General features: G+C 69.4%; 16 protein-coding genes. 7 read left to right on the top strand and 9 right to left on the bottom strand.

Features of this window, described 5'->3' with window-relative positions; genetic code table 11:
* The first annotated feature begins 75 nt into the window (after window positions 1–75).
* Window positions 76–465: a cupin domain-containing protein gene (locus RAB70_RS17735; protein ID WP_148829071.1), complete on the top strand. Its 390-nt coding sequence runs from the start codon at window positions 76–78 to the stop codon at window positions 463–465.
* 181 nt (window positions 466–646) lie between these two features.
* Here the strand turns inward: RAB70_RS17735 and RAB70_RS17740 are convergent, their stop codons facing one another.
* Window positions 647–2,212 carry a sulfotransferase gene (locus RAB70_RS17740; RefSeq protein WP_148829070.1) on the bottom strand — a complete coding sequence of 522 codons (1,566 nt, stop codon included), beginning with the start codon at window positions 2,210–2,212 and terminating at the stop codon, window positions 647–649.
* Window positions 2,213–2,668: 456 nt separating this feature from the next.
* Between RAB70_RS17740 and RAB70_RS17745 the strand changes: the two genes are divergently transcribed.
* Together RAB70_RS17745 and RAB70_RS17750 are read left to right on the top strand one after the other, a co-directional pair.
* Window positions 2,669–5,476 carry a TonB-dependent siderophore receptor gene (locus RAB70_RS17745; protein ID WP_148829069.1) on the top strand — a complete coding sequence of 936 codons (2,808 nt, stop codon included), beginning with the start codon at window positions 2,669–2,671 and terminating at the stop codon, window positions 5,474–5,476.
* A gap of 79 nt (window positions 5,477–5,555) precedes the next feature.
* Window positions 5,556–7,559, top strand: a complete 2,004-nt coding sequence (locus RAB70_RS17750; protein ID WP_225851646.1) for a S9 family peptidase — start codon at window positions 5,556–5,558, stop codon at window positions 7,557–7,559.
* A gap of 128 nt (window positions 7,560–7,687) precedes the next feature.
* Here RAB70_RS17750 and RAB70_RS17755 read toward each other — a convergent pair whose 3' ends face one another.
* The gene (locus RAB70_RS17755) at window positions 7,688–9,280 is read right to left on the bottom strand and encodes an NAD(P)/FAD-dependent oxidoreductase (RefSeq protein ID WP_148829068.1); all 1,593 of its coding nucleotides are present in this window, start codon (window positions 9,278–9,280) and stop codon (window positions 7,688–7,690) included.
* 201 nt (window positions 9,281–9,481) lie between these two features.
* Between RAB70_RS17755 and RAB70_RS17760 the strand changes: the two genes are divergently transcribed.
* Together RAB70_RS17760 and RAB70_RS17765 are read left to right on the top strand one after the other, a co-directional pair.
* Entirely contained in the window at window positions 9,482–11,581 is a 2,100-nt protein-coding gene (locus tag RAB70_RS17760) for a M13 family metallopeptidase (RefSeq protein ID WP_192578949.1), read from the top strand.
* 237 nt (window positions 11,582–11,818) lie between these two features.
* The gene (locus tag RAB70_RS17765; RefSeq protein ID WP_148829066.1) at window positions 11,819–13,831 is read left to right on the top strand and encodes a M13 family metallopeptidase; all 2,013 of its coding nucleotides are present in this window, start codon (window positions 11,819–11,821) and stop codon (window positions 13,829–13,831) included.
* A 138-nt stretch (window positions 13,832–13,969) separates the two neighbouring features.
* Here RAB70_RS17765 and RAB70_RS17770 read toward each other — a convergent pair whose 3' ends face one another.
* The 6 genes from RAB70_RS17770 to RAB70_RS17795 all read right to left on the bottom strand — a co-directional run bounded on the left by RAB70_RS17770 (window position 13,970) and on the right by RAB70_RS17795 (window position 20,120).
* Window positions 13,970–14,632 carry a rhomboid family intramembrane serine protease gene (locus RAB70_RS17770; protein ID WP_148829065.1) on the bottom strand — a complete coding sequence of 221 codons (663 nt, stop codon included), beginning with the start codon at window positions 14,630–14,632 and terminating at the stop codon, window positions 13,970–13,972.
* A gap of 704 nt (window positions 14,633–15,336) precedes the next feature.
* Complete coding sequence (locus RAB70_RS17775) at window positions 15,337–15,720, bottom strand: MGMT family protein (protein ID WP_026143991.1); 384 nt, start codon at window positions 15,718–15,720, stop codon at window positions 15,337–15,339.
* Entirely contained in the window at window positions 15,717–16,652 is a 936-nt protein-coding gene (locus tag RAB70_RS17780; RefSeq protein ID WP_148827547.1) for a DMT family transporter, read from the bottom strand. The genes RAB70_RS17775 and RAB70_RS17780 overlap by 4 nt, the downstream gene beginning before the upstream one ends.
* Before the next feature lie 88 nt (window positions 16,653–16,740).
* Window positions 16,741–18,102 carry a glutathione-disulfide reductase gene (gene gorA / locus RAB70_RS17785; protein WP_148827548.1) on the bottom strand — a complete coding sequence of 454 codons (1,362 nt, stop codon included), beginning with the start codon at window positions 18,100–18,102 and terminating at the stop codon, window positions 16,741–16,743.
* Between the two features lie 157 nt (window positions 18,103–18,259).
* Window positions 18,260–19,483, bottom strand: a complete 1,224-nt coding sequence (locus tag RAB70_RS17790; protein WP_148827549.1) for a DUF418 domain-containing protein — start codon at window positions 19,481–19,483, stop codon at window positions 18,260–18,262.
* Window positions 19,484–19,640: 157 nt separating this feature from the next.
* Entirely contained in the window at window positions 19,641–20,120 is a 480-nt protein-coding gene (locus RAB70_RS17795; protein ID WP_017909247.1) for a peptidylprolyl isomerase, read from the bottom strand.
* Between the two features lie 109 nt (window positions 20,121–20,229).
* Here RAB70_RS17795 and RAB70_RS17800 point away from each other — a divergent pair, with 109 nt between their 5' ends.
* Both RAB70_RS17800 and RAB70_RS17805 read left to right on the top strand, forming a co-directional pair.
* Complete coding sequence (locus tag RAB70_RS17800) at window positions 20,230–20,772, top strand: C40 family peptidase (RefSeq protein ID WP_017909248.1); 543 nt, start codon at window positions 20,230–20,232, stop codon at window positions 20,770–20,772.
* 107 nt (window positions 20,773–20,879) lie between these two features.
* Window positions 20,880–21,722 carry a C40 family peptidase gene (locus tag RAB70_RS17805; protein WP_170268135.1) on the top strand — a complete coding sequence of 281 codons (843 nt, stop codon included), beginning with the start codon at window positions 20,880–20,882 and terminating at the stop codon, window positions 21,720–21,722.
* A gap of 119 nt (window positions 21,723–21,841) precedes the next feature.
* On the opposite strand, the gene RAB70_RS17810 is transcribed toward RAB70_RS17805, so the two are convergent.
* Complete coding sequence (locus RAB70_RS17810) at window positions 21,842–22,618, bottom strand: class I SAM-dependent methyltransferase (protein WP_148827550.1); 777 nt, start codon at window positions 22,616–22,618, stop codon at window positions 21,842–21,844.
* Between the last annotated feature and the right edge of the window lie 50 nt (window positions 22,619–22,668).

Below are 22,668 nucleotides of genomic sequence, written 5' to 3' on the forward strand. Positions count from 1 at the left end.
CCAGCGCATCCGTCGCCGCCGACACGCCCCTCCTCGTCGCCGCATGCCGCAATGCATCCAGTGGAGATACCCGACATGCCGCGTCGCGACTTCGATCCTGCCACCTTCACCGCGGATGGGCGGCCGGCAACCCAGGCACGGCTGTTCGATGCGGACACGCCGCCGCCGTGGCACGGCGTCGTCGCCGGCGCAGCCCTGGGTGGTGCGGTCACCGTCCTGACCTACGGCACCGATGCGATCGGCGACGGCCCGCCGCGCCACGTCCATCCGTACGACGAAACCTTCGTGGTCCAGGTCGGACGCGCGCGGTTCTTCGTCGGCGACAGCACGCTCGAGGCGGCGGCCGGAGACGTGGTCTTCGGTCCCGCCGGCGTGCCGCACCGGTTCGAGAACCTGGGTCCTGGCCGTCTGCAGACGCTGGACATCCATCATTCGCCGACCTGGATCCAGACCGATCTGGACTAGGCGAGGCCAGCCACGCGCAGTGCGGCAATGCCGCGGCACACAGGAGCGCCACGCAAGAAGTGCGCAGCGCTCACCGCTCCGCACCACGCCTGCGCCACGCGCCACGCGCCAGCGTGCGCGCCGGATACCACAGCGACCGATCACGGAGCGGTAGAGACCGGCCGCGTGGCCGGCCCAGTGGTTACGGATAGAACGCCGACAACAGCGCCTTCAGTTCCTGCAGATCCTCGCCGTAGCGCTGCCAACGCCCCATGTAGGAACGCGTCATCGACGTGCGCACCTGCACCACACTGGCGGTGGCCACCGGCGCCTGGTTCTGCTCGAAATGCAGGCAGGCGTCGTCCCACGGCAGGCCGCAGAACTCCAGCAGGCGGCGCGTGGTCGGCTCCTGCGCGTTCACCAGATCCTCGTAGTCGACCTGCAGGATGCGCTGCGGCAGCACCGCGTTCCAGTGCGCCATCAGCCGGTCGAACATCAGGAAGTAGCGGCCGACGTCCATCAGGTCGAAGGAATAGTCGTAGTACGGCGAGGACAGCGCGAACAACTGGCGGAAGTTGCTCAGGCAGGTATCCATCGGGTCGCGCCGCAGGCACACGATCTTCGCCTTCGGCAAGGCGCGCGCGATGTGGCCGGCGTAGAGGAAGTTGTGCGGCAGCTTGTCCACGAAGCGCGGCTTCAGCGCCGTGCCGGGCCGCGTGGACTCGACATAGCCGCGGCCGAGCGCGCGCCAGTCCAGCCCCTGCACCTGGCTCAGCGTGGCTTCGTCGAGGATCTCCGGCGACGGCGTGCCGGTCAGGCGCTTGAGCACCACCGAGAAGTTCTGCAGTTCCCCCGCCGAGTGCACCTGCGGATGGCTGGACAGGATCCGGTCCACCAGCGTGGTGCCGCTGCGCGGCATGCCGATCACGAAGATCGGCTCCTCGCTCTCGAAGCCCGCCACCGGCGCATCGTCGACGCGGAAGCTCCGATGCAGGGCCTCGAACAGGCGCGCATCGCGCTCGGAGGTGTAGCCGCGCGCACGCTTGTGCACCGACTTGCCCTGCACATAACCGCGGAACGCCGCGCGGTAGTCGCCAAGGTCTTCGTGCTCTTTGGCCAGCGCCAGGTTCAGGTGCAGCACCGCGTCCGGATCGTCGCCGGCCGACGCCAACGCGGCCTCGAGCAGGGCCAGGTTGTTCTCTTCCGGCGTCCACTTGCGCAGCTGCGACAGCGACAGATACACCTTCCAGTAGCGCGGCTCCAGGGCCAGGCAGGCGCGGTATTCGGCCTCGGCCTCCTGCAGCCTGCCGGAGAACAGCAGCGAGGTGCCCAGGTTGTAGCGGAAGCTGGCCTGCTGCGGCGCCGCCTGCACCGCACGCGTGAACGCCTGCAACGACGCAGCGTGTTCGTTGACCTGGCTGTAGACCACGCCCAGCGTGTCCAGGGTATGTGCATCGGTGGGCTGCAGCGCCATCGCCTGATCGGCGAAACGGTGCGCATCCTGCAGGAACCGGCCCATCGCCAGCACCCGCGCCAGTTGCGCCGCGTAGTCGGCGCGTTCGGGATTGAGGGTCGCGGCCTGGTGCAGATGCACCGCGGCGACCTGCATCTGCTGCAACTCCAGCGCCGCCACGCCGGCGACGAAATGCACGCCCGGATGCTGCGGCAAGTCCTGCAGCAGATGCTGCGCGATCCGCAGCGCGTGCGGCCAGTCGCTGCGATTGAGCGCCGCGATGGCCTGGTTGTAGAGCTGAACCTGTTCGCTCATGGATGCGCCCGATCTCCCCTGGAAGGCTGGCCGCGGCGGCACGCAGGCGGACGCGGCGGTCTCCGATTATGACTGCAGCGCAGCATTCGCGCGCATGCGCGGTGGCTGCCGCCAGCCGCCGCCGCACACCCCGGCCGCAGGGCGAGCGCGGAGCGAAACGGGCTCGCCCTGGCGCAAACGCCGCGGCTACAAGGGCTTGCATCACGTGGCGTCCAGGTGCGCCTGCCGCAGCGACCGCCTTTACAGCAAGCCCACTTCAAAAACATGTCATGTAACGCAAATTTTTCGTTACTTTTCCGATTTGTTCATGCTACGGTCAAGAAACGTGAAACGGACCTCACGCTCTCTACACGTACCTGTCCAGGAAGGGACCTGGGTACTGCACATGCATCTAGGGGAAATTTGTCAATGTCAGTCAAAGCACCGACTCCCAAGCGGAGTCTTCTGGTCGTTGCTGTGTCCGCCATTCTGGCCCTGCCCGCCGCGTCGGCGCTGGCGCAAAGCCAGCCCGCGAGCGAGGAATCGGAGACGGAACAACTGACCGAGGCCACCGGCGCCAAGGCGCGCACCCTCGAGAAGGTGACGGTGACCGGTTCGCGCATCCAGCGCACCGAGGTCGAGGGCCCCTCGCCCGTCACCATCATCTCCGCCACGCAGATCGAGCGCGAAGGCTTCAACACCGTCTTCGACGCGCTGAGCACGCTCACCCAGGCCTCCGGCTCCACCCAGAACGAGCTGTTCCAGGGCGGCTTCACCCCTAACGCCAGCGTGATCAACCTGCGCGGCCTCGGCCCCGGCCGCACCCTGCTGCTGATCAACGGGCGCCGCGCCGCGGACTACCCGCTGCCCTACAACGGCCAGAGCAACTTCGCCAACTTCGGCAATATCCCGGCCGCGGCGGTCGACCGCATCGAGATCCTCGCCGGCGGCGCCTCGGCCATCTACGGCTCCGACGCGGTCGCCGGCGTGGTCAACGTCATCCTCAAGACCAACTACGAGGGCGACCTGGTCAAGCTGCGCGGCAGCACCCTGACCCGCGGCGGCGGCGACACCGGCGACTTCCAGTGGATCGGCGGCAAGACCGGCGACCGCTGGAGCCTGACCTACGCCTTCGAGTACACCGCCGGCGAGCCGCTGTACGGCTACCAGCGCGACTTCATGGATTCGTCGCTGGACAACCCGTTCCCGCCGGCTTTCGTCGGCATCCAGCCGACCGGCACCATGCGCGTGCGCCGCCGCACCGGCTCGACCACCAACTCCTACTTCGCGCCGCCGGCCGGCGCCTGCGAACAGTTGGGCGACGAGTGGGTGCGCTGGAACTACCGCAGCGCCAGCGCCGCCGGCGCCATCACCAACCTCGGCCAGGCCTGCGGCACCTTCAAGGATCCGGCCTACCAGACCATCCGCAACGAGAACAACGACCTGTCCGGCTACGCCTACGGCACCTTCGATTTCGAAGGCGGCATGCAGGGCTGGGCCAGCCTGCAGGCCTGGTCGTCCGAGTCCAAGTACACCTCGGGCACCCAGTTCTGGTCCGGCCGCACCAGTGGCGCGCTGTGGTTCGATCCGGGCTTCAACGCGCTGGTCGACGCGCAGCGCGTGTTCGCCCCGCAGGAAGCCGGCGGCGTCGAGCACCTGATGGCGCGCAACAAGGAGAAGTCCTACGACTTCGCCGCTGGCCTGCGCGGCAAGCTGGGCGACCGCTTCGACTGGGACCTGACCCTGTCGCGCGCCGAGTACAAGGTGAAGGTCGATCGTCCGCGCCTGATGGCCTCGGCGGTCAACGACTACTTCCTCGGCCAGCAACTGGGCACCCGCGTGGTGGGCGGCGTCACCTATCCGGTGTATCGCCTGAACCAGCAACGCTACTACAGCGCACTGACCCCGGACCAGTTCGCGGCGTTGAGCACCACGGTCAAGACCGATGCCAACTCGCACGTCAACCAGGGCAGCTTCGTGCTCTCCGGCGACCTGTTCGAGCTGCCGGCCGGCGCGCTGGGCTTCGCCGGCATCGTCGAAGCCTCGCAGCAGGAATACAAGCTCAACGCCGACCCGCGCATCCTGCCCGACTACACCGGCACCGACCGTCCGTACAACCTCACCGGCACCGGCGGCGGCGGCAAGCGCGACCGCTACGCGCTGGGCGTGGAGCTGTCGATTCCGATCCTCAGCTCGCTGAAGGCGCACCTGGCCGGACGCCTGGACAAGTACGACGACGTCACCGCGGTGGACGACGCCAAGACCTGGAACGCCGGCCTGGAATGGCGTCCACTGGACAATCTGCTGTTCCGCGGCTCCTACTCCACCAGCTTCCGCGCGCCGGACCTGCACTACGTGTTCGCCGATCGCAGCGGTTCGTTCTCCAGCATCTTCGACACCCGTCGCTGCCTGGAAAGCGGCCGCGCCGCGGCGCAGTGCCCGACCTCGGACACCACGGTGAACTACACCGCCTACGGCGTGCGCCAGGGCACCACCAACCTCTCCGAGGAAACCGGCACGTCGTGGACCGCCGGCTTCGTGTGGGACGTGCTCGACGGCCTGTCGGTCACCGCCGACTACTACGACATCCGCCTGAAGAACGTGGTGGCCGACATCACCTCCACCTACATCCTCGACGGCGAAGCCGGCTGCGTGACCGGGCTGACCCGCAACCGCAACCCGTTCACCCTGGGTGCGCCGGGCTCGGCGTTCTGCAACGACATGCTGTCGCGGGTCACCCGCCTCAACGCGCCGGGCACGCCGAACGACGGCCAGATCACCGAGATCCGCCGCGGTCCGATCAACCGCGCCTTCCTCGGCACCAAGGGCATCGATGCGTCGCTGGACTACCGCCTGGACACCGACCGGCTGGGCGACTTCCGCTTCCAGGTGGGCTACTCGCACACCCTCGAGCAGAAGTCGGCCGAGTTCAAGGGCGATCCGATCCTCGATTACCGCGACGACCTGGGCAACTTCGACTTCCGCAGCCGCATCCGCACCACCGCGACCTGGCAGAGGAACGACTGGCAGGCGGCGGTGTTCATGATCCGCTACGGCAGCCTGCCGAACTGGCAGGAGACCGGCCGCATCGCGCCGTACTTCATCTGGAACGCCAACGTGGGCAAGAAGCTGACCGACAAGCTGACGGTCAACTTCTACGTCAACAACGTGTTCGACAAGACGCATCCGAAGGACAGCGGCTACAACACGTATCCGTACTTCTGGCGCGCCTACAGCCCGTACGGCCGCGAAGTGTCGGCGGAGTTCCAGTACCGCTTCCGCTGAGCCGCACCACGCGCACTGGAGGTCAGCGAGAGCCCGGCATCGGGCTCTCGCTGTGTTCAATCACGCAAAAAGGATTCTTGTGAAACGACTCGTTGCTTTCTGCGCGCTGGGGCTGTGCCTGCACGTCGGCATCGCCGCGGCCGCTCCCCCGCCCATTGCGGATTTCGTCAAACGTCCCACCTACAGTGCGGTGAAGATTTCGCCGGACGGCGAATACCTGGCGCTGACCGTGGACCGCGGCGAGCAAGACGTGCTGACCGTGCTCGGCACGCGCGACCTCAAGCCGATCAAGGTCAACGTGCTGCCGGACGGCAAGAGCGTCGGCGCGTTCTACTGGACCGGCCGCAAGCGGCTGCTGTTCACCGCGGTCAAGAAGGTCGGTTCGTTCGAGCGGCCGATGGGCACCGGCGAGTGGTTCGCGGTCGACGCCGACGGCGGCCAGCCGCGCACGCTGATCGAATACGGCACCCAGGGCGTCACCCAGCGCGGCAAGAGCGTGGGCCGCGAATCGTTCTCCCTGCTCGACACGCTGCGCGACGACGAGCAGAACGTGGTCATGCAGGTGCGCTACCCGCGCTCCTCGGAAGGTGCCGGCACCGAAGTGGTGATGATCGACACCCTCAGCGGGCGGCGCAAATCGCTGGGCCGCGCGCCGAAGACGAACTGTTCCATCGCCCTGGACGCGGCCAAGCAGCCCGCCTTCGCCACCTGCCAGAGCGACAAGGACGAGGACACCGGCTACGACAGCCACAGTGAGGTGTACGCGCTGAAGGACGGCAAGTGGGAGCTCATCAACGCCAGCAAGGCCGATGGCGCGCGCCTGGACATCGCCTGGTCCACCGCCAACGGCCGCGTCTATGCCACCCGCGACGACGGCAAGGCGCCCGGCGCGTTCGGCTACCTGGATCCGCGCAGCGGCGGCTTCGTCGCCCTGTTCCAGGACCCCACCAGCGAGGTCGCGCGCACCATCACCGCCACCGACGGCTCGGACACCGCGCTGGCGGTGGTCACCGAGGCCGGCGCGCCGCAGGTCAGGCTGATCGACGAGGCGCATCCGGACGCAGCGTTGTACGCCAGCCTGGCCGCGGCCTTTCCCGGCCAGTACGTCGACTTCGCCAGCGCCACGCGCAATGGCGACACCATCGTGGTCAGCGTGCGCAGCGACCAGAATCCCGGCGAGCTGTACCTGTACGAGCGCGCCACCGGCAAGGCGCGCTTCCTGATGAAGAGCCGGCCCTGGATCGATGCGGCGAAGATGGCCACGATCACGCCGATCCAGTTCACCGCCCGCGACGGTCTGCGCATCCATGGCTACCTCACCGTGCCGGCCGGAGCGCAGGCGAAGAACCTGCCGCTGATCGTCAACGTGCACGGCGGACCGATGGGGCCGCGCGACAACTGGGGCTTCCATTCGGAGGCGCAACTGTTCGCCAGCCGCGGCTACGCCACGCTGCAACTCAACTACCGCGGCTCCGGCGGCTTCGGCAAGGCGTTCATGGACCGCGCCTACGGGCAGTGGGACGGCGGCATCCTCAACGACATCGTCGACGGCACCCAGTACGCCATCCAGCAGGGTCTGGCCGATCCGGCGCGGATCTGCATCTACGGCGGCAGCTTCGGCGGCTACGCCGCGATGATGGCGCCGGTGCGCGCGCCGGGGCTGTTCCGCTGCGCGTTCGGCTACGTCGGCATGTACGACGCCAAGATCCAGTTGCGGCTCAGCGACACCAGCAAGAGCGAGAGCGGCAGGCGCTATCTGCTGCGCGCCTTCGGCAGCACCAGTGCCGAGCAGGAGCGGATGTCGCCGATCAACCACGTGCAGGCGCTGACGCTGCCGATCTACCTCGCCGCCGGCGCCCGCGACGACCGCTGCCCGCCGGAGCACACCGAGGCGCTGGCCAAGGCGCTGCAGGCGGCCGGCAACCCACCCGAAGGCATGATCGTGCAGTCCGGCGAAGGCCACGGCTTCTACAAGGAAGAGAACAACCTCAACCTCTACACCCGGATGCTGGGGTTCTTCGACGCGCACCTGGGCGGTACCGCGGCACGACCGAGCGCATCCGCGCAGGCCGGCGCGCCCTGACGCTGGCGCAGACAACGCCACGGCGCGCCGCCGTGGCACGCGCGGCGCGCTGCACGCGCCGCGCCTTTCCCTCGCCCTGGTCGCCATGCCAGGGTTCTTTTTTTCTTGCCGCTACCGTCCGCCGCCGCTCAACCGCGCAACAGCGCCATCGCCGCATTGTGGCCGGGCGCGCCGGTCACGCCGCCGCCGGGGTGGGTGCCGGAGCCGCACAGGAACAGACCGGGAATCGCACCGCGATACGCCGCCTGGCCAAGCATCGGCCGTGCACTGAACAACTGGTTGAGGCTCAGCGCGCCGTGGAAGATGTCGCCGCCGATCAGCCCGAAGGTGCGCTCCAGGTCCAGCGGGCTCAGCACCTGCCGGCCCAGCACCGAGGCGGCGAAGCCCGGCGCGTAGCGCTCGACGGTGGCGATCATCAGGTCGGCGACCTCCTCGCGGTGCGCGTCCCAGCTGCGCCCGTCCGGCAACTGCGGCGCGACGTGCTGGCAGAACAGGCTGGCCACGTGCTGGCCGGGCGGCGCCAGGCCATTGTCCAGGGTGCTGGGAATCAGCAGTTCGACGATCGGTTCGCGCGACCAGCCGTGCCGGCGCGCGTCGTGGTAGGCGCGGTCCATGTAGTCCAGGCTCGGCGCCAGCACGATGCCGGCGGTGAGATGGTCGCCCGGCCCCGGCAGCGCGCTGAAACTGGGCAGCCGCGACAGCGCCACGTTCATGCGGAACGTGCCGGAACCGCAGCGCCAGTGCGCCATGCGCTCGCGGGTGGCGGCCGGCACGTGCGCCGGATCGAGCAGGCGTTCGTACAGCAGCTTGGGATTGACGTTGGCGACCACGTGCCGCGCCCGCAGGCGCTCGCCCTGCTCGGTGACCACGCCGACCGCACGTCCGCCCTCGACCAGGATCTCGCGCACGCCCGTATCGGTGCGGATGCGCGCGCCGGCCGCAGTGGCCGCGCGGGCCATGGCCTGGGTGATCGCGCCCATGCCGCCCAGCGCATGGCCCCAGGCGCCTTTCACCCCGTTGCTCTCGCCGAACACGTGGTGCAGCAGCACATAGGCCGATCCCGGCGTGTACGGGCTGGCATAGTTGCCGACGATGCCGTCGAAACCGAACAACGCCTGCGCCACGTCGCTCTCGAACCAGCGCTGCAGATACTCGGCGGCGGAGATGGTGAACAGGTCCAGCAGGTCCTGGCGCAGCTCCGCATCCAGCGCATGCAGGCGGCGCCCGAGGCGGCCGGCGCGCAGCAGTTCGGGCAGTGCCTGCAGCCAGCCGCCGTCGGTGACGTTGGGGGGCGGCTGCAGCGCCAGCGCGCGCAGCACGTCGGCGATGCCCTCCAGCCGCGCCTCGTAGGCCGGCAGGCGCGCGGCGTCGCGCGCGGAGAACCTGGCCAGTTCGGCCTGGGTGTGGCCGGCGCCGGTCAACAGGTAGCGCCCGTCCGGCAACGGCAGGAAGTTGTTGCGCCGGCGCGGCACGATGCGCAGGCCGTGTCCGGCCAGATCCAGGTCGGCGATCACCTTGGGCTGCAGCAGCGACACCGTGTAGGACGCCACCGAGTTGCGGAACCCGGGGTGGAACTCCTCGGTCACCGCGGCGCCGCCGACCACGCCGCGCCGTTCCAGCACCGTCACGTTCCAGCCGGCCCGCGCCAGGTAGGCGGCGCAGACCAGGCCGTTGTGGCCGGCGCCGACGATCAGGGCATCGCATGGCGGTTCGTGGGTCATGGCCGCATGGTAAGCCAGCGCCGGCGGGCCTGCCGACGGCAGGCGGCAACACCGTCCTGCGGCCCAATGGCCAGGGCCACCCATGACCTTCGACACCCCTGAAACCTGCAGTGGCGGCGTAGAGTCTCGCCACGGCCCGTGCGGGCCATTCCTTTATCCACGTCGGCCTGGAGCCTGCCTGTGACCCTTCGCAATCCCAAGATGCTGCTGTTGACCCTGGCCGTGAGCGCCGCGCTGACTGGCTGCAACAAGCCCGAGAGCGCCGCGCCCGCCGCCGACGCCGCCAAGCCCGCGCCGGCCGCCGCCCCGGCCGCGGCATCGACCGACCTCAAGCTCGACACCAGCAAGCTGCCGGCCTACAACGCCTTCAACGTCGACGACCTGGACGCCAGCAAGAACGCCTGCGACGACTTCAACGGCTACGTCAACGGCAAGTGGCTGGCCGCCAACGAGATCCCCAAGGACCGCAGCAGCTGGGGCGCGTTCTCGATCCTGGACGAGCGCTCGGTCGCGGCGCAGCACCAGCTGGCCGAACAGGCCGCCGCCGCGGCCAACCCGCAGGGCGTGGAGAAGATCGTCGGCGACTTCTGGTCCTCGGGCATGGACGAAGCCAAGATCAACGCCCAGGGCATCGCGCCGCTGAAGGCCGACCTGGCCGCGATCGACGGCCTCAAGGACGGCCCGGCGGTGGCCGAGTACCTGCGCCAGAGCGCGGCCAAGGGCGAGAACGGCCTGTTCGGCTTCGGCGCCGAGGCGGACTTCAAGAATTCGGCGATGAACATGGCCTACGCCATGCAGGGCGGCCTCGGCCTGCCCGACCGCAGCTACTACTTCGACGCCGACAAGCAGGACAAGCTCAAGGCCTACCAGGCGCACGTGGCCAAGGTGCTGGAGCTGGCCGGCGTGCCGGCGGCCGACGCCGCCAAGCAGGCGCAGGACGTGGTGGCGCTGGAAACGCGCCTGGCCAAGGTGTCCAAGTCCAGCGAGCAGCTCTCGCGCGACGCCGAGCTGTCCTACAACCCGGTCACCCCGGCCGAGGCCGACAAGCTGACCCCCAACTTCCCCTGGACCAAGTTCTTCGAGTCGCAGGGCGTGGCCGTGCCGGAGAAGTTCTCGCTGGCGATCCCGGCCTTCCACCAGGAAGTGAGCAAGGCGCTGGGCGACACCGACCCGTCGGTGTGGCGCGCCTACCTGCGCTTCCACACCGTGGACAGCGCCTCGCCGTACCTGAGCGACGCCTTCGCGCAGGAAAACTTCGCCTTCTACGGCAAGGAACTCAACGGCCAGGCCGAGATGAAGCCGCGCTGGAAGCGCGTGCTCGGCAGCATCAACGAAGGCGCCGGCGAGGCGATGGGCCAGATGTACGTCAAGGTCGCCTTCTCGGCCGACGACAAGGCCAAGATGCAGCAACTGGTCGAGAACCTGAGTCAGGCGCTGAAGGCGCGCCTGGAGAAGCTGACCTGGATGAGCGACGAGACCAAGGCCAAGGCCCTGGACAAGTGGAAGACCTTCACCCCGAAGATCGGCTACCCGGACAAGTGGCGCGACTACGCCAGCCTGAGCACCCAGCGCGACAGCTACCTGGACAACGTGCGCGCCGCCACCTCGTTCAACTACAAGTACAACCTCAGCAAGATCGGCAAGCCGGTGGACAAGACCGAGTGGGGCATGACCCCGCAGACGGTCAACGCCTACTACAACCCGCTGCAGAACGAGATCGTGTTCCCGGCGGCGATCCTGCAGCCGCCGTTCTTCGACCCCAAGGCCGACGACGCGTTCAACTACGGCGGCATCGGCGCGGTGATCGGCCACGAGATGACCCACGGTTACGACGACCAGGGCGCGCGCTTCGGGCCGACCGGCAACTTCGAGAACTGGTGGACCCCGGCCGACGCCAAGAAGTTCTCCGCGCTCACCGGCAAGCTGGTGCAGCAGTTCGACGGCTACGAGGTCGACGGCAAGCACGTCAACGGCAAGCTGACCCTGGGCGAGAACATCGCCGACCTGGGCGGCATCACCACCGCCTACGACGCCATGAAGAAGGCCACCGAGGGCAAGGACGACCCGAAGGTCGGCGGCATGAGCCGCGACCAGAACTTCTTCATCAACTGGGCCACCGTGTGGCGCACCAAGTACACCCCGCAGAACGCCATGGTGCGCCTGACCACCGACCCGCACGCCCCGGCGCAGTTCCGCGCGATCGGCGCGCCGTCGAACCTGGAGGCCTTCGCCACCGCGTTCCAGTGCAAGCCGGGCGCGCCGATGGTGCGCAGCGGCGACAAGCGCGTGGTGATCTGGTAAGCGACGGCGTCACCGCCGTCCCGCGAAAAGGCCCGGCTTGTCCGGGCCTTTTCTTTGCGTGGGCGTCGGCCTGCGACGGCGGTGGCGATGCCGACCGCCCTGCCCGGCCACCGGCACCCGTGCCTGCCGGCGTCGCTCGCTGAATCCGGTGGGGACGTGGACGCGCATCATCGCCACAGTTGCACACCGCGGCTTGTTAAACTCCGCCGACTTTAATCCTGACCGGATGCGTTCCCGATGCCCAATGCCCGTCCGCTTGCCCTCGCCGTCGCCCTCGGCCTGATCGCCCTCGCCTCCGCCGCCGATGCCGCGCCCAAGAAGAAGCGCGCCGCCGCGCCCAAGGCCCCGCCGATCAGCGCCGCCTGCAGCGACTTCTACGACGACGCCAATGCCGACTGGCTGAAGCAGAACCCGGTGCCGCAGACCGGCGCGGTCACCGCGCTGGGCCAGCTGGCCGAGCGCACCCAGCAACAGCAGCGCGACCTGCTCGACGCCTCCATGCAGTCGCCGCAGAACGCGGTGCAGAAGGCGCTGGGCGACTTCTGGGCCAGCGGCCTGGACGAGGCCGCCGTCGAGAAGGACGGCTCCAACCCGATCGCGCCGCTGCTCGGCCGCATCGATGCGATCAAGAAGGCCAAGGACGTGCCGGCCTCGATCGCCGCGCTGCACCAGATCGGCATCCCGGTCGCGTTCAACTTCGGCGCCGACGTCGACCTGAAGGCGCTGGACCGCCACATCGGCTACTTCATGCAGGGCGGCATGGGCCTGCCCGATCCGGCCTTCTACACCCGCACCGACGCCGACACCATGGCGCTGATGGGCCGCTACCGCACCTACGTCAAGCAGATCCTGACCCTGACCGGCACCCCGGCCGACCGCCTCGAGGCCGACGCGCAGTCGGTGCTGCAGATCGAGACCGCGCTGGCGCGCAGCGCCAAGTCGCTGTCCGGCATCAACAACCCGTTCAACAACTACGCGCCGATCTCGACCAAGGAATTGAACAAGCAGTACCGCAACCTGCAGCTCGACGCCTTCCTCAAGGCGCAGGGCGTCAACGACGACCTGGTGTCGATGGCCGACCCGGACATGTTCAAGCAGCTCGACGGCATGATCGTCAGCATCAAGCCCGAGCAGTGGAAGGCCTACCTGCGCTGGCGCGTGGGCGATGCGATGGCGCCGTACCTGTCCAAGAGCTTCCGCGACGCCAGCTTCGAGTTCCGCGGCCGCGTGCTGCAGGGCCAGGTCGCGCCGCCGCCGCGCTGGGCGCAGGTGCTGGACGCGATCAACGTCGCCGCCGGCCCGATGCTGGGCCGCGAGTACGTGGCCCGCTACCTGTCGGCCGACACCCGCCGCCAGGCCGAGACCATCGCCGACCAGGTGCGCGACGCGCAGATCGCCGCGGTCAAGCGCAGCACCTGGCTGAGCGAGCCGGCGCGCACCGAGGCGCAGGCCAAGCTGGCCGCGCTGAAGATCGAGGTCGGCGCGCCGCGCCGCGACCTCGACTACACCCTGCAGCCGATGGGCCGCGGCAGCTTCGGCGGCAACATGCTGATCGCCTCCACCTGGCGTCACCGCGAGGAGATGAAGCGCATCGGCAAGGGCAACGCCGACCGCCGCTGGGACGTGCTGCCGCAGCAGCCGGCGCTGACCTACGACATCGCCCAGAACCGCCTGATCGTCACCGCCGCGGTGCTGCAGCCGCCGGTGTACGCGGCCGGCGGCGACGCCGCGACGCTGTACGGCGCCTACGGCGCGATGGTCGCGCACGAGCTGATCGGCGCCATCGACAGCAAGGGCAGCCAGGTCGACGCGCAGGGCCAGTTGCGCAACTGGTGGACTCCGGAAGACAAGAGCGCCTGGAACGCGCTGGCCGCCCGTACCGCCGCGCAGTACGGCGCCTACGACTTCCCGGGGGTGAAGGGCGCCAAGGTCAACGGCCCGCTGACCCAGGACGAGGACCTGACCGACATCGGCAGCGTCGAACTGGCCTGGCAGGCCTACAGCGCCGCGCAACCGACCGCCAACGAGGCCGGCAAGCAGGCGTTCTACAAGGCCTGGGCCGGCCTGTGGGCGCAGCAGCTGTCGCCGAACGAAGCCGTGCAGCGGGTCACCGCCGACGTGCACGCGCCCGGCCGCTGGCGCACCAACGGCGCGCTGGCCAACCTGCCCGCCTTCGCCGCGACCTTCACCTGCAAGCCGGGCCAGCCGATGGTGCGCAGCGAGGCCGAACAGATCCACCTGTGGCCGTGAGCCGGTGCCGGCGCTAGCCGCCGGCCAGGCACACACAGCAAGACGGCGCGGGCAACCGCGCCGTCTTGCGTTCAGGGGTCGGGAAAACGTGCCGCCGCGCCGGCGCTTGCGGAGCGCAGCAAAGGCAGGCGTTTTCGCTCAGCGCACGATGCGCGGACGCGGCGGCTTGCGCTTGCCGAACGGCGGCTGGCCGCGCCAGTAGCGGATCATCAGCCAGCCGAACAACATGCCGCCCAGATGCGCGAAATGCGCCACGCCCGGCTGCCAGCCGGTGAAGCCCATCAGCAGTTCCAGCGCGCCGAACACGATCACGAAGGTGCGCGCCTTCATCGGGATCGGCGGGAACAGCAGCATCACCCGCTGGTTCGGGAACAGCATGCCGAACGCCAGCAGCAGGCCGAAGATGCCACCGGAGGCGCCCAGGGTCGGATACGGAGCGCTGCCGTTGCTGAGCATCCACCAGCCGACCAGCAACTGGCACAGGCCGGCACCGGCCACACAGACCAGGTAATAGGTCAGGAAGCGCTTCTCGCCCCAGGTCTGCTCCAGCGGCCCGCCGAACATGTACAGCGCCAGCATGTTGAAAAACAGATGCGAGAAGCTGCCGTGCAGGAAGCCGTAGGTCAGCAACTGCCAGAGCTGGAAGTTCTGCCCGGGCGAGAACGCATCGAAGACGCCGATCGGCCACAGCATGAACGGCTCGAACGTCGCGTCGCCCAGCAAAAAGGGTTGCTGCAGCAGGAACACCACGACATTTGCGATCAGAAGCGCTTTAGTGACGGGCGGAAGTCTGGGAAACATGGTCGGGTCCGTGGCAACTGACTCCATCATAGCCGCTCGCTGGAGACTGCACTCCAACCAGCGTGGCTTGCATTCCACGACCAACGCTCCTCCTCCAAGAAATATTGCGAGCGCGGTGCGCCGAAGAGACAGACGAGGGCGCGGGCGAAGCCTCGCGCAGTCAACATGCGGCATGCGCTTCGCGTCCGTACCCTCACCCCAACCCCTCTCCCGGAGGGAGAGGGGCTTAGTGCTCCCTTCTCCCCTTGGGAGAAGGTGCCCCGAAGGGGCGGATGAGGGTACGGGCGCAGCCTCGTGCAGTCGAAACACCGCTCGCGCTTCGCGCCCTACCCTCACCCCAACCCCTCTCCCGGAGGGAGCGGGGCTTGTACCTCCTTCTCCCTCCGGGAGAAGGTGCCACGAAGAGGCGGATGAGGTAAGGGCGCAGCCTCATGCAGTCGAAACACCGCTCGCGCTTCGCACCCTACCCTCACCCCCCCTCTCACGGAGGGAGGGAGGCTTGGCGTTCCCTTCTCCCCTTGGGAGAAGGTGCCCCGAAGGGGCGGATGAGGGTAAGGGCGCAGCCTCATGCAGTCGAAACACCGCATGCGCTTCGCGCCCTACCCTCACCCCAACCCCTCTCCCGGGGGGAGAGGGGCTAAGCCATTCACAGCCGGCTTCTTCTGCGCTTCGAGACACGAGCCCCGCAGTTCTGGCGCGCCTCGCTAGCGCGGCCCCCAGACCTCGGCATCGAGATCGCGCGCCGGCGCCGGCGCACGCTTCACCCGTCCGCCCTGCACTGCCACGCCTTCGGCGCGCAGACGCTGACATTGCTCGCGATAGCCGCGCGAGCCTTCCGGAAAGGCGATGCGGCCGTCGCTGCGCAGCACCCGGTGCCAGGGCAGCGCGGCATCGGCATTGCCGCCGAGTAGACGCGCCACCAGCCGCGCACGTCCCGGCAACCCGGCCAGCATCGCCACCTCGCCATAGCCGCGCACCTGGCCCGACGGGATCGCCCGGATCGTCGCCAGGATCCGCGCATGCGCCTCGGCCGCCGCCGTTGCGGCCGGCGCCGACGCGCTCGCTGCGGGCGGCCGCCGTGGACTCATGCCGACCGTGCCCGCACCGGCCGCGACACCAGCAGCACCCCGCCCAGTACCAGCACGGTGCCGGCGATCTGCCACGGCCCCATTGCCTCGCCCAGCACCAGCACGCTGAGCACGATGGTCGAGACCGGGCCGAGCATGCCGATCTGCGACGCCAGCGCCGAGCCGATGCGCTGCACCGCGAGCATCGTCGCCAGCACCGGCACCGCCGTGCACAGCGTGCCGTTGAGCAGCGACAGCGCGTAGACCGGTGTCGGCAGGACCAGCGCGTGCAGCGGCCGCAGCAGCAGGAACTGGGCGATGCACAGCGCGCAGGCGACCAGGCTGGCGTAGGCGGTCAACCGCACCGCGCCGACCCGCGCCACCAGTTGGCCGCTGCCGACCAGATAGGCCGCATAGGCCAGCGCGCTGCCGAATACCAGCAAGCTCCCCCAAGCAGTACGCGCACCGCCGATCTGCAGGTCGTGGCCGAACGCCAGCAACACGCCCAGATAGCTCAACGCAAGCGCCCATAGCTGGCGCCGCTGCGGACGCCGCCGCCACAGCAGCACGCCGATCAGCAGCACCAGGGTCGGAGTGAGATAGAGGATCAGCCGCTCCAGGGTCGCGGTGATGTAGGCCAGGCCGAGAAAATCCAGGAAGCTGGCCAAGTAGTAGCCGAGCACGCCCAGCGCGACGATTCGCCAACGGTCGCCCGCCTGCAGCGGCGGCGCGCGGCGCGCCGCCCACAGCGCCATCGCCGCGAAGCACGGCAGCGCCACCAGCATGCGCAAGGCCAGCAGAGTCACCGCATCGACGCCATAGCGATAGCCGAGCTTGACGATGATGGCCTTGCCCGAGAACGCGATCGCGCCGCCAGCGGCGAGCAGCACGCCACCGAGGCTGGCCTGGGTGGCGGTGGGGGCGACGGCGGCGGACGTACCGGACGCGCTCATCGCGCGGCGCCGCGGCAGGGAGAAGAGGACACGTGCATGCCGCCATTCTACGGCGCCACAGCCAACCAGCCGCCGGATCGCGGCGACCTCAGCGCATCAGCACCACTTCCTCGGCCGAAGTCGGATGGATCGCCACGGTGTCTTCCAGTTGCGGCTTGGTCACGCCCAGCTTCAATGCCACCGCAAAGCCCTGCAGGATCTCGTCGGCCCCATCGCCGAGCAGGTGGAAGCCGACCACACGCTCCTCGGCGCCCACGCACACCAGCTTGAACAGGCTGCGCTGCGGCGAATCGGCCAGCGCCTGCAGCATCGGCCGGAAATTGCTGCGGTACACGGTCACCGCGTCGGCGCCATAGCGCTCGCGTGCCTGCTCCTCGCCCAATCCCACCTGGCCCAGCGGGGGATGCGAGAACACCACGCTGGGCACGTTCTCGTAGTCCAGCCGCGCCTGCGGCCGGTCGCCGAACACGCGGTCCATCAGCTTGCGCCCGGCGGCGATCGCCACCGGGGTCAGGCCGACCTTGCCGGCCACGTCGCCGATCGCATACAGCCCCGGCACGTCGGTGTTCTGGTAGTCGTCCACCACGATCTCGTGCTTGTCGCCGAGACGCACGCCCAGCGCTTCCAGGCCGAGGTCGCGCGTGTTGGGGCGGCGCCCGATCGCGAAGAACACCTTGTCGACGCGCTCGCCGGGCTGCCCCTGCGCATCGACCACGCACAGGCCCTCGCCGCTGCGGCGCAAGGCGCTGGCGCGGTAACCGAAATGCAGGCGCACGCCCTGGTGGCGCAGGTTGTCGGCAAGCTGCCGTGCCAGTTCCGCGTCGAACCGCTCCAGCAGGCGCTCGCCCTGCACGTACAACTCCACCCGGCTGCCCAGCGCCTGCAGCAGTCCTGCCAGTTCCACCGCGATATAGCCGCCGCCGACGATCGCCACCCGCGGCGGCGCCTCGCAGAGATTGAAGAAGTCGTCGGAGACCAGGCCCAGCTCGGCGCCGTCGATATTCGGCCGCAGCGCGTGCGCCCCGGTGGCGATCACCACGTGCTTGGCGCTGACCCGCACGCCGTCGTCGCATTCGACGGTGTGCGCATCGACCAGCCGGCCGCGCCGCGGGATCAGCACCACCCCGTCGGCATCCAGGCGCCGCCGGTAGCTGGCGTGGATGTTGCCGATGTAGCCCTGGCGATGCGCCACCAGTTCCGCCCAGGACAGCGTGGCCTCGGGAATGGCGAAGCCGACCGCGCGCGCCAGGTCGATGCGTTCGACCAGATCCGCCGCCAGCCACATCGCCTTCTTCGGCACGCAGCCGACATTGACGCAGGTGCCGCCAAGCGCGCTAGGCTCCAGGATCGCCACCCGTGCGCCATGGCTGGCGGCGCGGAAGGCGGTGGCCAGGCCGCCGGACCCGCCGCCCAGCACCAGCAGGTCGTAATCGCGGATCGACCCGTTCACGGCGCACGCTCGGCGCGCGGCGGGGTCGCATCGGGCGCGGCGCGGTGCGCGCGGTTCACATCGTCCATCGGCTGTCCTGTCGCATGTCTCGGTCGCCGCGGAGCATGCCATGGGCGGCCGCGCGGCAGATGTGAGGACGCCGCGGCAGTGCCTGGGCTCAGGCCGCGTCGCGGCGCCGCATCGGCTGCCAGCGCAGGTAGCTGGCCGAGCGCCACAGCCACTCCACCGGGCCGAAGCGGAACCGCTGCAGCCACCAGTGCGACAGCGCCACCTGCAGCGCGAACAGCGCGACCGCGAACGGGATCTGCCAGGCGCGCGGCAGTTGTTCGAAATAGCCGAAGCCGTAGCCGTAGAACAACGTGGTGCACACCAGCGACTGCAGCAGGTAGTTGCTCAGCGCCATGCGCCCGGCCGGCGCCAGCCACTGCAGCGCCGGTGCGGCGCGCACCAGCCAGGCCGCATAGCCCAGTGCCATCAGCCCGCTGGCGACGCTGGCCAGGGCGTAGGCAAAGGTCAGACGCAGATCCAGCCGCGCCGGGTCCATCCACGGCTCCAGCCGGAAGCTCAGCAGCATCAGCGCCAGCCCCAGCGGCAGCACGCCCCAGCGCAGCACCGCCAGCAGCCGCGGGAAGCGCTGCGGTTGCGCGGCCAGGCCGCTGCGCACGCACCAGGCGCCGAGCAGGAACATGCCGAAGATGGTCGGCGCGTTGAACAGCAGCCCGCTCAGCGATTCGACCAGGTCGCGCGCGCGCTGCGCAGTGGCCTGGGCGTAGCTGCCATGGCCGAACACCTCGCGCTGCTGCGCCAGCGCCGCCGCGCCGTGCTGCGCCTGCTCGGCCATGTCCCGATGCCACTGCGCTGCACCGTGCGGATCGGCCTGCGCCGCCCAGGCGGCGGCGCCGACCAGCAGCCACAGCGCCGGCGCGAACAGGTAGACCACCAGCGCCATGCCCGGCAGCCAGCGCGTGGGCGCCTCGCGAAAGGCCAGCAGCATGAACGCCAGCAGCGCGTAGCTGACCAGGATGTCGCCGGACCACAGCAGCACGGCATGCAGCAGGCCGATCAGCAGCAGCCCCGCGCTGCGGCGCAGGAAGAAACCACCGAACGGCCGCCGCGCGATCTCGGCGCGCTGCGCCATCACTGCGAAGCCCATGCCGAACAGCAGCGAGAACAAGGTGTAGAACTTGCCCTGCACCAGGATGTAGACCAAGGCGTCGGCGATGCGGTCGGCGCCGCGCAGCGTCGGATCCAGACCGGTCATCGCCGCGTCCAGCGGGCCGACGAAGCCCTCGATGTTCATCAGCAGGATGCCCAGCAGGGCGAAACCGCGCAGCACGTCCAGCGTGGCGATGCGCTCGGCGGGCGCGACGGGCTGCAACATGGGGGCGGAAGTGGCCAAGGCGGCACCGGGCGGAAGGCCGGCGATGTCCCTCGCCGCGATCAGGAAGGCCGCCGGCGTCCGCAGCGGCACGACGGCGCCGCTGCGTGCGGCGCCAGGGCTGGCGGCACCGGCGCGACCGGCACCGCCGCCAACGCACTCAGTGGTGGTGGCCGCCGTCGCCGTGCACGTGGCCGTGCTCGATCTCTTCGGCGCTGGCCTCGCGCACGTCGACGATCTCCACGTCGAAGTGCAGGTCCTTGCCGGCCATCGGGTGGTTGAGGTCGACGTCGACCACGCTCATGCCGACCTTCTGCACGGTGACCGCGCGCGGGCCGAAGTTGGTCTGCAGCACCACCTGGCTCCCCGGCTGCAGCTTGACCGCGCCGAAATGCTTCTTCGGCACGCGCTGGCTCAGGCCCTCGCGGTATTCGCCGTAGGCGTCCTTGGCGGCCACGTCGACACCGAAGCTGTCGCCGGCGGCCTTGTCCATCATCGCGTTCTCCAGACCCGGGATGATGTTGCCGTGGCCGACCAGGATCACCAGCGGATCGCGGTCCTTGGAGCTTTCGATCGGCTCTTGACCGACTTCCGAAACGGTGTAGTGGAAACGGACGACGCGGTCTTTTTCGATCTTCATGTGCACTCTGCGCTGTGGCTGCCGGGGGCAGACGGGATGGGCGGCTTGTCGGCCGCCGGGAGCGCCGCCATGATGGCGGCCTTCTGAGGTCGCGCATTATCCCGGCTCCATGCACAACACGCCAGTTTCGCCGCGCGGCCGCCGCGCGTTCCCGTGGTGGCTTCCGCTGCTGTGCACCGCCGCGCTGGCGGCCTGCGGACGCCACGAGGTCCGCCACACCCGGCCGGCACCGGTGGCGGTGCGCGAGTGGCCGCAGGTGGCGCCGGCCGACCCGGGCGCGGCCAACGCAGTGCTGATGCGGGCGCTAGGCCTGGTCGGCACGCCCTACCGCTACGGCGGCAACACCCCCGAGTCCGGGTTCGACTGCAGCGGCCTGGTCGCCTACGTCTACCGCGACATGCTCGACCTGCGGCTGCCGCGCACCTCGCGCGAACTGGCCGCGGTACAGGGGCCGCGGATCGACCCGCAGCGCCTGAGCACCGGCGACCTGGTGTTCTTCGGCAGCGCAGGAAATGTGACGCACGTCGGAATTTATGTCGGTGAAGGCCGCTTCGTGCACGCTCCCAGCACGGGCGGCACGGTGCGCCTGGATTCGCTGGACGGGGCCTACTGGCGGGACCACTACACCGGCGCAAAGCGGGTTTTGCGCTGAACTGTGATTTCACCCACATTCATAATTACGAAAATTTAACCTTATTTGAACTTCCTATTTCTGTCTACAAGGCATGATCCCCCATCGTTTTATTTTGTGATCCAAGCGTGACGACCGAAGCCCAGACCTCTCCAGGCAAGCCCGCCGTTCCCCGCCGGACCGCTTTCCGCCTCTTCTGCACCGCCTCGCTCTGTTTCTCGGCCCTCCCGGCCCTGGCCCAGACCGCTCCCGCCGACACCGTCGTCCCGGAAGCGATCGCGACCGTCGCCCCCGCTCCCGCTCCCGCCCAGGTGAGCGCCACCGCGACCACCGCCCAGGCGACCGCGCAGACCCCCAACAACACCACCACCTCGGCCAAGCCGGCCGCCGCCCAGGCGCCCGCACCGTCGCGCAGCAAGGCCGACGCCGCCGCCACCGCCACCCTGGCCGCCCTGCTGCCGCACCTGGCCGCCAACGACACCATTCCGCTGATGGACCGCTCGGCGATGTTCGCCGGCGACATCAGCCGCCTGCTGGCCAACTACGACGTGTCCCAGCCGGTCCCGCGCGAAGGCGTGGTGCCGGGCGGCGACAAGGTCCAGTCCGTGCTCAAGCGCGCCATGGCGCTGCTGGGCACCCCGTACCGCTGGGGCGGCGAGGACACCGAAGGCTTCGACTGCAGCGGCTTGGTCGGCTACGTGTTCCGCACCGCGCTGGGCATCGAACTGCCGCGCGTGTCGCGCGAGATGGCCCGCGAGGCCAATGCCCAGCTGATCAAGGACCGCGACGCGCTGGCACCGGGCGACCTGGTGTTCTTCGGTCGCAAGGGCCGCGTCGACCATGTCGGCCTGTACGTCGGCGAGGGCCGCTTCCTGCACGCCCCCAGCCGCGGCAAGGACGTGCGCGTGGACACGCTGACTTCCGGCTACTGGGGCGAGAAGTTCGTGCAGGCGCGCCGCGTGGCGATGTAAGCCGTCCGCTCCGCAGATACCGCACAGAAAAGGCCGCTGGGGACAGCGGCCTTTTTGGTTGTGGCGTTTCGCGGCCGCCCGGCTGGGCAGTCGTGCCACTGGCACCGACGCGGCCGCCCTCAGGCGGTGGCAACGATCGCGCGCACGTCCTTGTCGATCCGCAACGCGCCGTCGCCATGCGCGAACGCCGCCTCTACCGCCTGCCGCAAGGCTGACGCGTGCGCCTGCGGCGGCAACGGCAGACTCTGCAGATAGGCCATGACGTCCTCGGGATCGGTGCAGACCAGCACGTCGTCGAAGCGTGCGACCCGGACCTGTGCGAAGTGCATGGCGAACAGGCGCGCGCCCGCCTCCGCGTCCAGGCGCAGGGTGGACGGGTCGCGGTCCGGGCCACCGGCCACCCCGGCGACCAGTTGCGCGAGTTGACGCATGTTGTCGCGACCATTGAGCACCGCCAGTACTGCCGCGCCTGGACGAACGATGCGCCGCAGCTCGCGCACGCCCGCATGCGGATCGGGCAAGTGGTAGAGCATATGCACGGCCAGTGCGGCGTCGATGCTGGCATCGCGCAGCGGCAGGCGCATCGCGTCGCCGACCACACCCCGTGGCCGCAACGCCACCGCCTGCGCCAATGCCGCAGCGACCATGGCCGGCGAGCGATCCAGCAATTGCACTGCCAGCGATGGCGGCCACTGCCCGGCGAGCGCGCCCCACAGCTGGCCGGTGCCGCAGCCGATATCGGCCACGCGCATGTCTGCGGCCAGCGGCACCTGCGCGCGCAACCACGGGTACCAATCGCCGCGGCCGTACTTGGCGTGCAGCGACTTACGCTGCACCAGCCGCTGTGTATCGCCGTATTGCCGCTGTAGTTCCGCGCTGTCCGCCTGGAGGGTCATCGTCGCCGTCCGCGTTGCCCGCCGGCACGATACGCTGTCCGCCTCGATCG

It is taken from the genome of Xanthomonas sontii (genome assembly GCF_040529055.1).
Taxonomy (GTDB): Bacteria; Pseudomonadota; Gammaproteobacteria; order Xanthomonadales; family Xanthomonadaceae; genus Xanthomonas_A; species Xanthomonas_A sontii.